19 protein-coding genes are annotated in these 12,460 nt (G+C 62.2%); 10 read left to right on the top strand and 9 right to left on the bottom strand.

Annotated elements, in window-relative coordinates:
• Window positions 1–44: 44 nt before the first annotated feature.
• From BM364_RS09610 to BM364_RS18475, 8 genes are all read right to left on the bottom strand, one after another.
• Window positions 45–611 (bottom strand): hypothetical protein, encoded by a 567-nt coding sequence (locus BM364_RS09610; protein WP_092423667.1) that lies wholly within the window; start codon window positions 609–611, stop codon window positions 45–47.
• Window positions 608–1,201: a hypothetical protein gene (locus BM364_RS09605; protein ID WP_092423665.1), complete on the bottom strand. Its 594-nt coding sequence runs from the start codon at window positions 1,199–1,201 to the stop codon at window positions 608–610. The genes BM364_RS09610 and BM364_RS09605 overlap by 4 nt, the downstream gene beginning before the upstream one ends.
• A gap of 69 nt (window positions 1,202–1,270) precedes the next feature.
• On the bottom strand, window positions 1,271–1,459 hold the full coding sequence (locus BM364_RS09600; RefSeq protein ID WP_092423663.1) for a hypothetical protein: 189 nt from the start codon (window positions 1,457–1,459) through the stop codon (window positions 1,271–1,273).
• Window positions 1,459–1,749 (bottom strand): hypothetical protein, encoded by a 291-nt coding sequence (locus tag BM364_RS09595; protein WP_092423662.1) that lies wholly within the window; start codon window positions 1,747–1,749, stop codon window positions 1,459–1,461. The genes BM364_RS09600 and BM364_RS09595 overlap by 1 nt, the downstream gene beginning before the upstream one ends.
• The gene (locus BM364_RS09590; protein WP_092423659.1) at window positions 1,749–1,946 is read right to left on the bottom strand and encodes a hypothetical protein; all 198 of its coding nucleotides are present in this window, start codon (window positions 1,944–1,946) and stop codon (window positions 1,749–1,751) included. The genes BM364_RS09595 and BM364_RS09590 overlap by 1 nt, the downstream gene beginning before the upstream one ends.
• Window positions 1,946–2,395 (bottom strand): hypothetical protein, encoded by a 450-nt coding sequence (locus tag BM364_RS09585; RefSeq protein ID WP_092423657.1) that lies wholly within the window; start codon window positions 2,393–2,395, stop codon window positions 1,946–1,948. The genes BM364_RS09590 and BM364_RS09585 overlap by 1 nt, the downstream gene beginning before the upstream one ends.
• 74 nt (window positions 2,396–2,469) lie before the next feature.
• Window positions 2,470–3,045, bottom strand: coding sequence for a type VI secretion system-associated protein TagO (locus BM364_RS09580; protein WP_175528537.1), 576 nt, complete (start codon window positions 3,043–3,045; stop codon window positions 2,470–2,472).
• Between the two features lie 28 nt (window positions 3,046–3,073).
• Window positions 3,074–3,691, bottom strand: a complete 618-nt coding sequence (locus BM364_RS18475; RefSeq protein ID WP_175528536.1) for an XRE family transcriptional regulator — start codon at window positions 3,689–3,691, stop codon at window positions 3,074–3,076.
• Between the two features lie 85 nt (window positions 3,692–3,776).
• Here BM364_RS18475 and BM364_RS09570 point away from each other — a divergent pair, with 85 nt between their 5' ends.
• Window positions 3,777–3,986 carry a helix-turn-helix domain-containing protein gene (locus tag BM364_RS09570; protein ID WP_092423653.1) on the top strand — a complete coding sequence of 70 codons (210 nt, stop codon included), beginning with the start codon at window positions 3,777–3,779 and terminating at the stop codon, window positions 3,984–3,986.
• A complete protein-coding gene (locus BM364_RS09565) occupies window positions 3,983–4,168 on the top strand; it encodes a hypothetical protein (protein WP_092423651.1) in 186 nt (61 codons plus the stop codon). The genes BM364_RS09570 and BM364_RS09565 overlap by 4 nt, the downstream gene beginning before the upstream one ends.
• 2 nt (window positions 4,169–4,170) lie before the next feature.
• Here the strand turns inward: BM364_RS09565 and BM364_RS09560 are convergent, their stop codons facing one another.
• Window positions 4,171–4,485 carry a hypothetical protein gene (locus BM364_RS09560; RefSeq protein ID WP_139232557.1) on the bottom strand — a complete coding sequence of 105 codons (315 nt, stop codon included), beginning with the start codon at window positions 4,483–4,485 and terminating at the stop codon, window positions 4,171–4,173.
• Window positions 4,486–4,594: 109 nt separating this feature from the next.
• On the opposite strand from BM364_RS09560, the gene BM364_RS09555 reads away from it, so the two are divergent.
• From BM364_RS09555 to BM364_RS09520, 8 genes are read left to right on the top strand one after another with little or no spacing between them, the layout of a single operon-like run.
• Window positions 4,595–5,059: a helix-turn-helix domain-containing protein gene (locus BM364_RS09555; protein ID WP_092423647.1), complete on the top strand. Its 465-nt coding sequence runs from the start codon at window positions 4,595–4,597 to the stop codon at window positions 5,057–5,059.
• A complete protein-coding gene (locus tag BM364_RS09550) occupies window positions 5,056–5,337 on the top strand; it encodes a hypothetical protein (RefSeq protein WP_092423645.1) in 282 nt (93 codons plus the stop codon). Before BM364_RS09555 ends, BM364_RS09550 begins: the two co-directional genes overlap by 4 nt.
• A complete protein-coding gene (locus BM364_RS09545; protein WP_092423643.1) occupies window positions 5,334–6,458 on the top strand; it encodes a relaxase family protein in 1,125 nt (374 codons plus the stop codon). The genes BM364_RS09550 and BM364_RS09545 overlap by 4 nt, the downstream gene beginning before the upstream one ends.
• The gene (locus BM364_RS09540; protein ID WP_092423641.1) at window positions 6,455–6,694 is read left to right on the top strand and encodes a hypothetical protein; all 240 of its coding nucleotides are present in this window, start codon (window positions 6,455–6,457) and stop codon (window positions 6,692–6,694) included. Before BM364_RS09545 ends, BM364_RS09540 begins: the two co-directional genes overlap by 4 nt.
• Entirely contained in the window at window positions 6,691–8,484 is a 1,794-nt protein-coding gene (locus BM364_RS09535) for a DNA cytosine methyltransferase (protein WP_092423639.1), read from the top strand. Before BM364_RS09540 ends, BM364_RS09535 begins: the two co-directional genes overlap by 4 nt.
• Window positions 8,481–9,137: an MT-A70 family methyltransferase gene (locus BM364_RS09530; RefSeq protein WP_092423637.1), complete on the top strand. Its 657-nt coding sequence runs from the start codon at window positions 8,481–8,483 to the stop codon at window positions 9,135–9,137. Before BM364_RS09535 ends, BM364_RS09530 begins: the two co-directional genes overlap by 4 nt.
• Complete coding sequence (locus tag BM364_RS09525; protein ID WP_092423635.1) at window positions 9,134–10,327, top strand: DUF7146 domain-containing protein; 1,194 nt, start codon at window positions 9,134–9,136, stop codon at window positions 10,325–10,327. Before BM364_RS09530 ends, BM364_RS09525 begins: the two co-directional genes overlap by 4 nt.
• A complete protein-coding gene (locus BM364_RS09520; protein WP_092423633.1) occupies window positions 10,324–12,159 on the top strand; it encodes a DNA primase family protein in 1,836 nt (611 codons plus the stop codon). Before BM364_RS09525 ends, BM364_RS09520 begins: the two co-directional genes overlap by 4 nt.
• The last annotated feature ends 301 nt before the right edge of the window (window positions 12,160–12,460 follow it).

Below are 12,460 nucleotides of genomic sequence, written 5' to 3'. Positions count from 1 at the left end.
GGCGCCGGCAATGCAGATGAAGGCGAAGATCAGAGACGGGTCCATCACGCCACCTTGCCGAATGGGCGCAGGGCGCCTTCGAGGGCGAGGCGGAATTGCTCCTCGATCTTGATGGCTGGCGTGAATTTCAGCCGTGTTTTGAGCGGCTGGGCGTTGGGGTGCCAGGCGGGCGGCTTGCCTGCCACCATGTCGCGCAGTTCGGTGGCGGCGGCGATCTGGGCCGCTTTGTCGACAGCCAGAGCGATTGCGTCCGTTGGCGGCGCGAGGCCGAAGGCGGGCAAGATCGCGGTATAGAGGATGCGCTTTTCAAGGGCGGTGAAATCAGCGCCCTTGTCGACAGCCCAAAGTTTAACAGCAGTGCGCAGCTCGCCGGTATAGGCGGCGGGGGCGTTGTGCAGCAGGCAATAGGGGCGGGCCTCGATCAAGGTGCAGGCCTGCGCCGTTGCCAGGCTATGCTGGGCAATGGTGTAGCTGACCGGCTCGATATTGCCGTTCCAGCGATTGAGCCGGACCAGGTGGTGCACGATATCGCTAAGCCGGACCATTTCGGGGCGCGGATCTTCAAGGTCAAACAGGACGCCTGACGGCATGGGTTGAGTGAACGCGGTCATGATGCTGCACCTGGGCGGCTTAGCTGAAAGTGTGTGGCGTAGGGGCGGCGCAAAGGCATCAACAGGCCGATGCCGCCCTCAAATGCGAAATGAACTCGCTGTTGCGGGCGCTCGGGGTCATGGCGCCCCGGCCAGAAGCCATAGGCAAGTTTGGGAAACGGCAGCGCGCGGATCTGCTGGAGGTAGCGTGCGGCCATGATCGTCTCGTTGATCTCGATCGATGTGACGTGGAGAAGCGGTATCTTGCCGGTGCCCTCGCAGATATCGCAGGTCGACTTTGTAACACCCCCATAATCGTCGTCTTCATCGATTCCTGTGCCGCCGCACCGGGTGCAGTCACACTCGCCGATAGGCGGCGTAAACAGGGGAAGTTCTCCCGCGTCCTCGGTGCTGTGGTCGTCGAAGATGCTCAAGACACTTTGCGGAACATCCGGCGTGACATCGCTGCCCGCAGCGCGGGGTACACGGACAGCAATGTGGCCGTTGGAGGCCAACGACCAGTCGCCCACGTGTATCGGGCGGAGCAAGTAATCTCGTCCGAAGCAGGCCTGATCATTGTTGGCGCAGAATTGCTGGAGATCGATGGCCATCAGAAGAACCCCAAAACGACAATGGCGATGATGGGCGGGACAAAGAGCAGCGTCACCGCAAAGAGGATTTCAGAGACCGGCATGGCAGATGGCCTCCATTGCAGGCACGAAGCGATAGTGCGTAACGATGCCGAGGAAGCCATCGGTGCGGGTTTCGAGGGTGAAGCCGGCCGGAGCCGGCGGCGGGTCGGCAAAGGGGCCGCAATAGCTCCAGCCGTCCACGAGGATCAGGGCGCGGATCAGGTCGAGGATGGGCATCACTCGCCCTCCTTCCATGCCGACGATAGAACACGCGCATCATCAGTGTGGATGAAGAGGCCCGTACCAGCGAGCATCTCCTGATTGTTGGCGCTGTTCAGTGCGCCGGCAATAGCGTCAGAAAGGTCTGATGCGCCGACCTCTTGCAGCGTGTCTTGCGGACCTGGACCATCGATCTTTTGTTCGTCGTGCCCGCATTCTTCCCAGGCGTATTCCCACTCCTCATCAGTCATGGCGCGGACGGGAAGCTCCAGCACGACGAGCAGCGTTCTTGTTTTCTCTTTGGCCATCACGCGCGCTCCACCAATTTGGCCTTAGGCGCTTCGATGTCGAAGAAGCCGGCGATATCGGTGAGAGCTTCGCGACCTTCAGCGAGCTTGACGCGGTTGGTCAGGGAGTCGATGCAGCTGCACTCTGCGAGGTCGAGGACGCGCGCGATGCGGGCGACGAGTTCGACAACCATGGTCTCATTGGTCGGAGCGGCCATTACTGCAGCCCTCCGGCGGCGCGTTGGGCGAACTGGGTGGCGGCGATGGCTTTGGCGCGGGGCAGGCAGAAGTCGATGTTTCGCGTGGAGTGGCCGCGGCCCTGCAGGTCGGAGACCAGGAGGATGTCAGGCGGCATGTTGGCGAGGATCGCCTCGGCCATTTCGGCGGTGATTTCCTCGATGCTCTTTTGCCGGGCGGTGTTTACATCGCGGGTGGATGCGTTCCGCTGCCGGCGCCCGGCGATCTGGACAGCCTCGGCCTGGTGAGCATCGATCTCCTCATCGGAGAAACCGGCGCGGTAGAGATCGGGGCGAACGGTGACGCGGCCTTCCTGGTCATTGCTGACAAAGACATCGGCCAGGCTTTCAGCAATGGAGCGGGGCGGCTCGGCCGAGAGCAGGGATAGGGTTGCGAGCGCATCGGCGCGGCTGAGTGGGGTAGCAGGCATTGTGCCCTCCAGTAGTAAAACTAGAAGGCAATATTCCCCAATATGGGTAACAAATCAACCCCAAACTGGGGAAGCTACCAGGCGCAAGTGGCGCGCAGTTCTTCCACGGCCGCCTCAACGCCCGAGATATCGAACTCAAGCACGATTGGATTCTCGTTGAATGGTGTGGCTCGGACTATCATCTTCTGCCCGCCAAAAAGCGACTTGATGAAAGGGATAGATGCTCCTCCACTCCACAATCCCAAGTGCTGATTGCTGGTCGATGCAACCCAAGTTCGCTCAGTCGCAGGTTGCCTATCAATGCGGTAGGTAATGCGTCCGTAGTCGCCAGAGTCGGCTACAAAGGCGCCGCCGAAATAGATTACCGCGGCAGTGGTATTTTCCTGACAACGCAAGATCAGGCTGGCGCGATCGTGGTCTCGATATCGTCCCGAGACGGGCTCCGAAGACTTAACCGTGAGTTGCACTTCCTTACTGTCGTCTATGGGTGAAGTGCTGGTCCGGTGCGACCATGCGTTGTTTACTGACGGCTCCGATACCTTTGCGGGCATATAGATGCTGTCGTAACAAGCGAGGCGGGTAAGGGGCTCACGTTCGAGTGTGCAAGCGCGAGCGGTGTCAATCGGCTGGGCGCTCGTTGGCGCTGTCATCGCTACTGCTGAGGCGATATAGACGCATCTAAGCAAGTGCCGCTTTGAATGTACGGCGCAGCTGCGCGGCCCGAATAGTGACATAGATCTCCCCAATCCATTCAATTTCTACGTTCTCGATCAGTCGGGCATTCCACGATGCAAGATTGTAGCCCCGTGCTCCGGCCCGCTGGAGTGTTTTGAGGTATCGGTTGCCAGAGCGTGTCCGCACTGCAACTTCCTCCCCAAGGAAGCTGCTTGTCGCTCGGCGCTGCTCACGCCAGACGACGATCACGTCGCCTTCGTCGTATCGCGGCAACATGGAATCCCCTTTGACACGAAAGGCCACCATGTCATCGGGCAAATAGAACGGCACCTCGATCTGCTCTAGGCCCCCCTCTGGCACCTGCTCATAATCTGGCGAGATTTCCGCGCCCGCTCCGATCTCACCCATGAGCGGTACAATCCTGTGCTCCGTCTGGTCTTCGATGATCTCCGCCGGCGGCACAGCGAAGGCGCTGCTTGCCTGATCGATATACTGCTCGGTCAGTCGCCGCTCGCCGCGCTCTAGCTTGATGAATTGGCTTCGTGAAACGCCCATGTGGTCGGCGGCTTGCTGGTGTGTCCAGCCGCGGGCCTCGCGGAGTTGCTTTAGTCGGTTTGCCATGTGGGGAACCTTCCACAACTCAGTCGAGACAAGTTTCCCCAATGTGGGGTTGCCAATGTTACCCAGATTGGGTAACTGTTCTGGTATGAAGCTAATTTCGTACCTTAAGAGCGAAGCTCTCGATCTCGACGATTTCGCCACGCAAGTGGGCGGGGTCACCGCGTCTGGCGTCCGGAAATGGCTTCGCGATGAGCGCGTGCCCAGGCCGGATCAGATGAGGCGCATCTTCGAAGTGACCGGTGGTCAAGTTACACCCAACGATTTTGTGCTGCGTCCTGACGAGGTGTCGGCATGAAGCGCTTTGCCAATCATTCGGCGCGGCGCGCCCTGACCGATTCATTGCGGCACCAGCTGCAGGATGGCGAGAGCGCCCGCCTGTTGCTGCTCGACCGGCCCGGCGTGAGCCCCAAGACCCTCCGCCAGCTGCGCACCACGATCCGCGTGACGCCGCGCCAGAACCAGCAGGTGAAGCCATGACTTCACGCATCATCATCACGCCCGGACGCGAGGGCATCGGAACCGGAAAAGTCGGGACGTCCCCCCCGATCGTGGCAGCTGCCCTTGCTTGCCGCGCCGGTTTCGGTGCCTTCACGCCCCGGCGTTTCGGTGAGGGCGTCGGGGCCTCCCAACTGGCCGGGCATGCTGATCGCATCCTCTCCCGCGATCACTGCCCGGTCCCTTTTTGCCGGATCGCTCTGGCCCAGGCCAACCGCTCTTGCGGCGCGCGCTTGCCTGTATGCCGCGATCGCCTCGCGCAGGGCCGTGCTCGGCTCGTAGTTGGGAAATCTCGTCATCGCTTTGCCCCCAGCAGCCGAGCCCTGGCTTTGGCCAAGGCCGGCCGATGGGCCAGTTCTCGCGCTCTGCGCGAAATGTGTCACCACGTAAGTGCCGAGGGCTTTACGCATGGATAGCCGACGCCTGCGCGCCGATGTGTATCTGGCGCTGAAAACCGAATTTCGCGAACTGCGCAAGGAAGTGGGCAGCCAGGAGCGGGCGGCCGAGCTGACGCGCGTCGATCAGCAGACCATCTCCCTTTACGAAAACCGCAACCGGCCCGAATTCGCCCCGCTCGACGTGGTGGCGGACCTGCTCGATGTAACCGGCTCGACGGCCTTGTTGCAGCAGCTAGCCGATGTTGTCGGCGCCGTCGTGATCAAGCTGCCCGAAGGGGTGGGCCCGGCCTGCGTGATCGAAAGCTCGGGCAAGATGGCCGTGCAGCTGGGGAAGGTGATGGTCGCAATCGGGCAGGCTCTCGCCGACGGACAGATCTCGGAAGAAGAGAGCGAGCGGATCGTCGGCAAGTTGCAGGGCGTGATCGTGAGTGCGCATGCGCTGTCCGAGCAGATCAAGGCGGAGGCGGCGAAATGAGCAACTGGGCGAAGCCGGGGGCGAAGTGTGTTTGTATCGCGAGCAATGGCAGCTGGCGCCCATCAGGGCATGACACGCAGCCAGGTCTCGATTTCCCGGCCTATGGCGATGTGCTGGTGATCAGCGACACCTTTGTCCGCTGTGGCAATCTTTACCTCGAGTTTCCCGGCATTCTCGACGCGGGCTTCAATGTCGAATGCTTCAAGCCCGTCATTGAGCAGGCCGACGATCTCGCCCTCTTCGCGCATCATCTCAACTTTGTCGGTGAGCCAGCATGAGCCAGCTCGCCCTCTATGAAAGCGCCAAGGAAGCGCTGGCCGCAGCGGTGCGGGTCGACGAAGTGGTCGATATCCGCAACATGGCCGAGCAGGCCAAGGCCTATGCCAAGATCGCCCGGGACCGGCGCCTCCAGGCCGACGCGCAGGAGCTGGGTGCGCGGGCAGAGCGCAAGCTTGGCATTTTGCTGCGCAAGGCAAAAGCCAATGGCGAAATGAGCCTTGGCGGGCGCCCGGCGCAGAACTCCAATCTGGATGACGAAACCGGTGCCGCAGAGGAACCGGTTTTCGACAATACCACCTTCACGCTGGCCGAAATCGGGATCAGCAAGAAGCTGTCGAGCCGGGCGCAGCACCTGGCGGAGCTGGCAGACGACGATTTCGAGCGAGTGATCAGCGACAAGCGGGAAAAGACGCTTGCGGCCGATGCGCCGATCGTCAGCCCGCCAAAGAAGAAGCCGGTCAAGGCCGACAAGCCTGCGCCTGTGCAGCCGCTGGAACCGCGCCGCTGGCATCAGTTTGCCTTTTCGGTGCTGACGCTCAGCATGGCCAGCGATCGGGTGAGCAGCGAGGCGGTGCTCAAGCTCGCCGAGTTCTGCGGCATTGCCGCGCTCGATGGCGACACGGTGGATTTTACGCCCGAGGCCATCAAGGCCATGGGCTCGCTGGCTGACGTGGCGCTGCGCGCGCTCGACGGCGAAACGGAATTGCCGGGAACGGCGAACGATTGCCCGCAGCCTCTGGATACCGACCAGCGGCTGAGCGCTGCGGGGCCAAAGGATGCCGCTGGGAGGCAGTCGGTCGATACCCTCAGAGCCGAACGTGGACGCCCAGGTGATGGCGTGACAGCCGGACAGACGGCACCTGATTTCCTTGAGCGCGCCCGGTTGCGTGAGGCCTATGAGGGCGAGATTGCGCTCCTCCTGCCGCACAAGGGCAAGCTGACCAAGCAGACGGCCGAGGCCGCAATGCGCGCCGGCTATGCCGCCGAAGTGCCGCTCGCCATCATGTGCCAGGATCTCGGCCATCCCTATGGCACCGTTGCGACCTGGGCCAACCGGCTGGGTTTGACCAGCAGGAACCGCATGCTCGCCCATCAGTATCGGGCAGGAGGCGAGGCATGAGACGCGCGCCGCAATATCATTCGCCCTCGATCCATCCCCGCGCCCAGCTCGAGCCTTCGGGCGATCATCGGCTGCTGGTCGAGAACCAAGGCGGGCTGGTGCTGGCTGATTATGACCTCGCCCAGGTCGAGCAGCTGGAAGAGGCCATCGAACAGTTCAAGCGGCTCGTCGTCGTGACCGATGGTGGCCGGGATTTTCACAATCGCAGGATCGTGTCCATCGAGGTGGGTAGATGAACGCGCATGGGAAATTCGCCTCGGCAAAAGCTGTTCGAGCGGCTTCACCGCAGTTCGGGCTCGACGATCGCATTACGGTCGTGCTTTTCGCCGGCATGGGTGGTGCCTGCGACGGGTATGAGGCTGCTGGCTTCCACGTCAACGTCGCGATCAATCACGACAAGTTTGCCGTCGCCGTACATGAATCGCGCCATCCGCACACGCGGCATATGCGCTGCGACGTGTTCGAGGCGGCGCCCCGCGATGTCACTCAAGGGCGCGGCGTTCGTGCCCTCCATGCCTCTCCGGACTGCACGCATTTCTCGGTGGCCAAGGGGAGCAAGCCTGTCAGCAAGCGGCGCCGGTCGCTGGCGTGGGTCATCTGCCGCTGGCTCGGCCAAGCCGATGTCGAAGTGGTGACGCTGGAGAACGTTCGGGAAATCCAGACTTGGGGACCGTTGATCGCGAAGCGCGACCCGGTGACAGGGCGGGTGCTGCGGCTGGACGGCTCAGTCGCCGCCAAGGGCGAGCGGGTTCCCGTTCAAGAGCAATGGCTGATTCCGGACCCAAAATTCAAAGGCCGTATCTGGAAGGCTTTCTGCAAGCACATCCACGCCTTGGGCTATGACTTCGAATTTCGCGTGGTTAATTTCGCCGATTGGGGCGTGGCGACGATCCGGACTCGCCTCCTCGGCGTGATGAAGCGCAAAGGCGAGCCTATCCATTGGCCAGAGCGCACGCATGCGCCACGAAAAGATGCCAAGCGGCTGGGGCTCAAGCCCTGGGTCGGTGCGCATACCATTATCGACTATTCGCTGCCTGTGCGGTCGATCTTCGGACGCAAGAAGGATCTGGCACCGGCCTCGCATCGGCGGATAGCGCGCGGGGTGGTCCGGCACGTCATCGAGGCCAAGCGTCCTTTCATCATGCCGATCACGCATGCCGGAGAGCGCGCGAACCACGATATTCGCGACCCGCTGCGGACGCTGACAACGGCGCACCGGGGCGAACTGTCGCTGGTGGCTGCGACCATGGTGCAATCGGGCTATGGTGAGCGCGAAGGCCAGGCTCCGCGCATTCTGGATATGGCGGAGCCTGCTGGAACGCAGGTAGGTGGCAGCAAGGCGCAACTCGTCGCGACATTTCTGGCGCAGCACAATACCGATGTTCGGCGCGAGGGCGGGGTGAACCCCGGGCGTGATGCCAAAGAGCCTGCGGGCACCTTCACGGTTCAGCCCCAAATCGGGCTCGTTTCGGTGTGTCTCGATCGACAGTTCGGCAATAGCCTTCCTGCGGACGTTGGTGAACCGCTGCCCGCCGCAACCTGTGGCGGCAGTGGCAAAACGGCGCTTGTGGCTGCGGCACTCGGAGACATGCATGGCACGAGCGTTGCCGGGCGGCCGATGGGCGAGCCACTCGCCGCCATCTCGGCCGGAGGTAATCATGCGCACCTCATCCTTGCGTTCCTGCAGCGCTATTACGGGCAGGGTGGACAGGATCAGGACATGGCCGACCCGCTTACTGCGCTGACCGCCAAGGCACGTCATGGGCTCGTGACGGTGAATGTAAATGGCCAAGAGATGATCATCACCGATATCGGCACGCGAATGCTCGAGCCGGAGGAAGGTGCCGCGGCCCATGGGTTCGCGAAAGGCGCGCTGCCCGACGAAGTCACCATTGACGGCAAAGTCAGGAAGCTGACCAAGACGCACAAGTATCACCTGGTCGGCAACTCGGTGCCGCCCTATCCGATCGAACTGCTCGCGCGCCTAAATGTGACCCCGGCCATGGCTTTGGTGGCGGCGGAATGACGAATATCGCTCGCACCTTTGCCGAAATGCGACCGCTCGGCGGCTATCGCGTCATTCTGGCTGATCCGCCGTGGCTATTCGGTGTCCGCTCCGCCAAGGGCGAGGCCAAGGCGCCGCAGGCGCACTATGATTGCATGCCGACAGACGAGATCTGCGCGCTTCCTGTCGATGTGCTGGCGGCTGATGATTGCGCGCTCTTCATGTGGGTCACCTGGCCGCTGATGCCGGACTGGATGCGGGTCATCGAAGCCTGGGGTTTTAGCTTTTCGGGGCTTGCCTGGGAGTGGATCAAGTTCAATCCCGCGACCGGCAAATATGCCTTTGGCCCCGGCTATGGCACGCGGAAGAACCTTGAGCCCTGTCTGCTCTGCACGCGCGGCGAGCCTTCGCTGCGCCAGGAGGTGCCGGCCGATCTTTTCGCCGGGGTGACGGCGGCGGGAACGCGCAGCGTGCGTGACTTCATCGAATGCGCTCCGTTCGAAGCGATCCGCGCTCCGCGGCGTGAGCATAGCCGCAAGCCAGACGAACAATATTCCCGGATCGAGACGCTGTTCGACGGGCCCTATGTCGAGCTGTTTGCCCGGCAGAAGCGCCCCGGCTGGGCGAGCTGGGGGAACCAGACCGAGAAATTCGAAGCGGAGGAAGTGGCATGAGCCTGCCGCGCGAACTCGAAGCGCTCAAACTCGACGCGCTTGCTGTCACCTGCTGGAGTTGGGCCAACTTCAAGGGTTGGAAGCTCGGGCCGGGTGCCGACAAAGCTGGGCCATGCCCCAATTGCGGCGGCACAGATCGTTTCGCCATCCACACGACGAAAAACACCTTCAACTGTCGGCGCTGCGGTATTTCCGGGCATGGCGTGATCGACCTCGTCATGGCGACCGAGAACGTCAAATTCGTGCGGGCCTGCGAGCTGATCACCGGCCGCACTGTCGCTGACCCTATCTCGGCCGAGGAAGCGGCGCGTATTCACCAAGAGGCCGAGCGGCGGGAACGCGAGCGCGCGGCCGAGGAAGAAAAGCGTCGGCTGCGGGCCATCAATGAAGGCAAGTCGGTTTGGAATCGGTCGAGCTTGCCGATGCCGGCAGGCCGTGGCGGTGTCGCCGATTATCTGGCACTGCGCGGAATCGCGGTAAAGCTCGATAAGGTCTTGCTGCGCGAGGTTCCCGCGCTGCCCTATGTCACCGAAGTAACCGGTGCAGATGGGCGCAAGACTTATCCGACGCTGCACACCGGCCCAGCCATGGTGGCGGCCGTGGTGTTGCCCGATGGCTCATTCGGCGCCGTGCACCAGACATGGATCGACCTTGGCCAGCCCAATGGCAAGGTCGTGCTCTTTCACCCCAGCAAGACCGAGGCGGACGGCTCGCCGCAGACGATGCCGGCTAAGAAGGTGCGCGGCAGCAAGAAGGGCGGGGCGATCAAGCTTTACACGCCCAAATCGGTGCGCCGGATTGTCATGGGCGAGGGGATCGAAACGACGCTCACCATGCTGCGGCACAATTTCGAGCCGGGCACGGCCTATTGGGCGGGCGTCGACCTCGGCAACATGGCCGGCAAGGCCTATCGCGATTTCGATAACAAGCGCCAGGAAGACGAGCCCGACCTCGACGATTGGGACTGCTTCGTGCCGCCCGATTGGTGCGAAGAGCTGGTCTTTCTCTGCGACAGCGACGAGGCCGAAACCAAGACGGTCGAGAAGCTGACCCGCGGGCTCAAACGCGCCCTGGCGGCACGTCTTGCCAAGCGCACCCTCGACCCCTCCCTTCCCTCTCTCGACGTCAATTTCGTCAACCCTCTGGGTGACGGAAAGGACTTGAACGACCTCGTGCGGGTGAGCCTGTGACCGATACGCCCGACGACGACAACCCTGTCAAGAAAGCAGCCCAGAAGCGCACAAAGGTGACGCTCACTGTTGTCGATGGTGGCAAGGGTGCGACTGACAAGCCAAAGCGTGGCGGGCGCAAGACGAAGGCAGAGGCTGAGCCGCTGGCAGCGGACCCGAACGATCCCGGCCACGATGGCGAGGATTTGCCCGACCTCGATGCCGATTTCGGTAATAATGACAATGCCAGCGAGAACGAGCGGATTATCATCCGTTTTTGCAAGGGGCTCGACCAGAACGACCGCGACAATGGCCGGCGCCTGGTGGCGTGGTTCGGCGACAGCCTGCTCTATGTAACTGGCCTCGGCTGGCTCGTGTGGCGCGGCTCGCACTGGCTGCGGGACGAAGCCGATCTCGAGGTGCGGCTTCTGGCCCAGTTCATCGTCGACAAGATCAAGCTCGAAGCCATCGAGCTCGAAGCAACGGACGCCGAAAAGAAGTGGATTGAGCGGGCCGACGCGGCCATGCGCAAGAAGGGCACGCTGACCTCGGCAGATGAAAACGCGATCAAGCGTGGTGTCGAGATTCGCACGGCGTTGAGCAAGCGCCGCTCGTCGCGGCGGGCTTTTGCCATCAGCTCGGGCAATGCCAGTAAGACCAAGGCGATGATCGAACAGGCACAATCGCTCAAGGCCATGCCGATCGAGCGGCTCGATGCCGATGACATGCTGTTCAACATTGCCAATGGCACGCTGCGCTTCTGGCGCGAGCTCGACCCGGACCAACCGGAAGGCGGCGCGCGCAAGATCGGTCGCTTCGAATTCCGGCCGCATGATCGCGATGACCTCATCACCAAAATGGCCGATGTCGAATATCATGCCGAGGCCGAGTGCGAGTTCTTTCGCGACGGTTTCCTTGGCAAGGTGCAGCCGGAGGCTCGGTGGCGAACCTTCATCCAGGTGTCGACGGCCGTGGCGCTGCTGTTCGGTGGCAATGATGAGCAGAAGCTCTTTTATCACTATGGTACCGGCGCCAATGGCAAGTCAGCCTTCTTCGAGCTGATCGGGCGTCTGGCCGGCTCCTATCGGCAGATTGCCTCGCCCGAAACCATCACGGGCGACGGGCAGCGTGCCGGCCAGCAGGCCAACCCCGATATTGCGCGCCTTCACAATGCGCGCCTCGTGACCATCGAAGAGCTACCGAAGAACACGCCGCTCAAGGAAGAGCTGATCAAGGCGTTGACGGGCGGCACGAAGATCCTCGCCCGCTTCCTCAACAAAGACTTCTTCGAGTTCATGCCGAAGTTCACGCCCATGCTCTCGGGCAATAACAAGCCGGCAATTTCGGGCACGGATGAAGGTATCTGGCGACGGTTCCTGTTCGTCATCTGGGGCGTGAAAATCCCCGAGGGCGAGCGTATGGCCCCGACCTTGCTGGCGGCCAAGCTCGATGCCGAGCGATCAGGTGTGCTCAACTGGCTGATCGAGGGCGCGCTGCTCTACCTCACCCATGGCCTCGACCATTTCACGCCGCCAGAGGCCAAGGCATTTGCCCAGGACTATCGCGAGGAACGCGACAATGTCGGCGTTTTTGCCGAGGCCTGCATCGAACGGGTCGAGGGTAAGAAGGTTCGCGCCGGCGCATTGTTCGAAGCCTATGAAGCCTGGTGCAAGGCCAATGGCCTGCGCGCCGCCAGCCAGCGCAGCTTCGGGGATCGGCTTAATGACCTCGGCTACAAGAAGGAACGCGGCGCCTATTACGTCTATCTCGACGTGCAACTGAAAGCCGAGCCTCCCCAGACCAGCGATGCCGGCGGTCCGCCGCCGCGCGACCCAGACGATCCGGGTTTCTAGCTCGCCAAAAGCGTGCGCGCGCAGAGGGTTGCGGCCCCGCGGCGCACGCCCCGCACCCCCTCATCAGAGAAGAAAAACGGAAGTCTCAACCCTCTCGCCGCTTGCGCGGCGCGACAGAGGGTTGAGAGGTTTTCGAGAGGGTGAAATGCAACCCTCTGCGTCTGAAATCAACAGCAAAATCAGTCACTTGCGAGAAATCTGAGAGGGTCAAGAGGGTTGTCTCTCGTGTATCCTATGGAAGGGGTGAGGGGTGCGGGTTTTGGGTGATGCGGCGAGCGGCGAAATCGGCCTCATGAGCGTG

Source organism: Devosia crocina (assembly GCF_900116545.1).
Classification (GTDB): domain Bacteria; phylum Pseudomonadota; class Alphaproteobacteria; order Rhizobiales; family Devosiaceae; genus Devosia; species Devosia crocina.
Note: the sequence above shows the minus strand (reverse complement) of the source record. Positions and strands in the feature narration are given on the sequence as shown.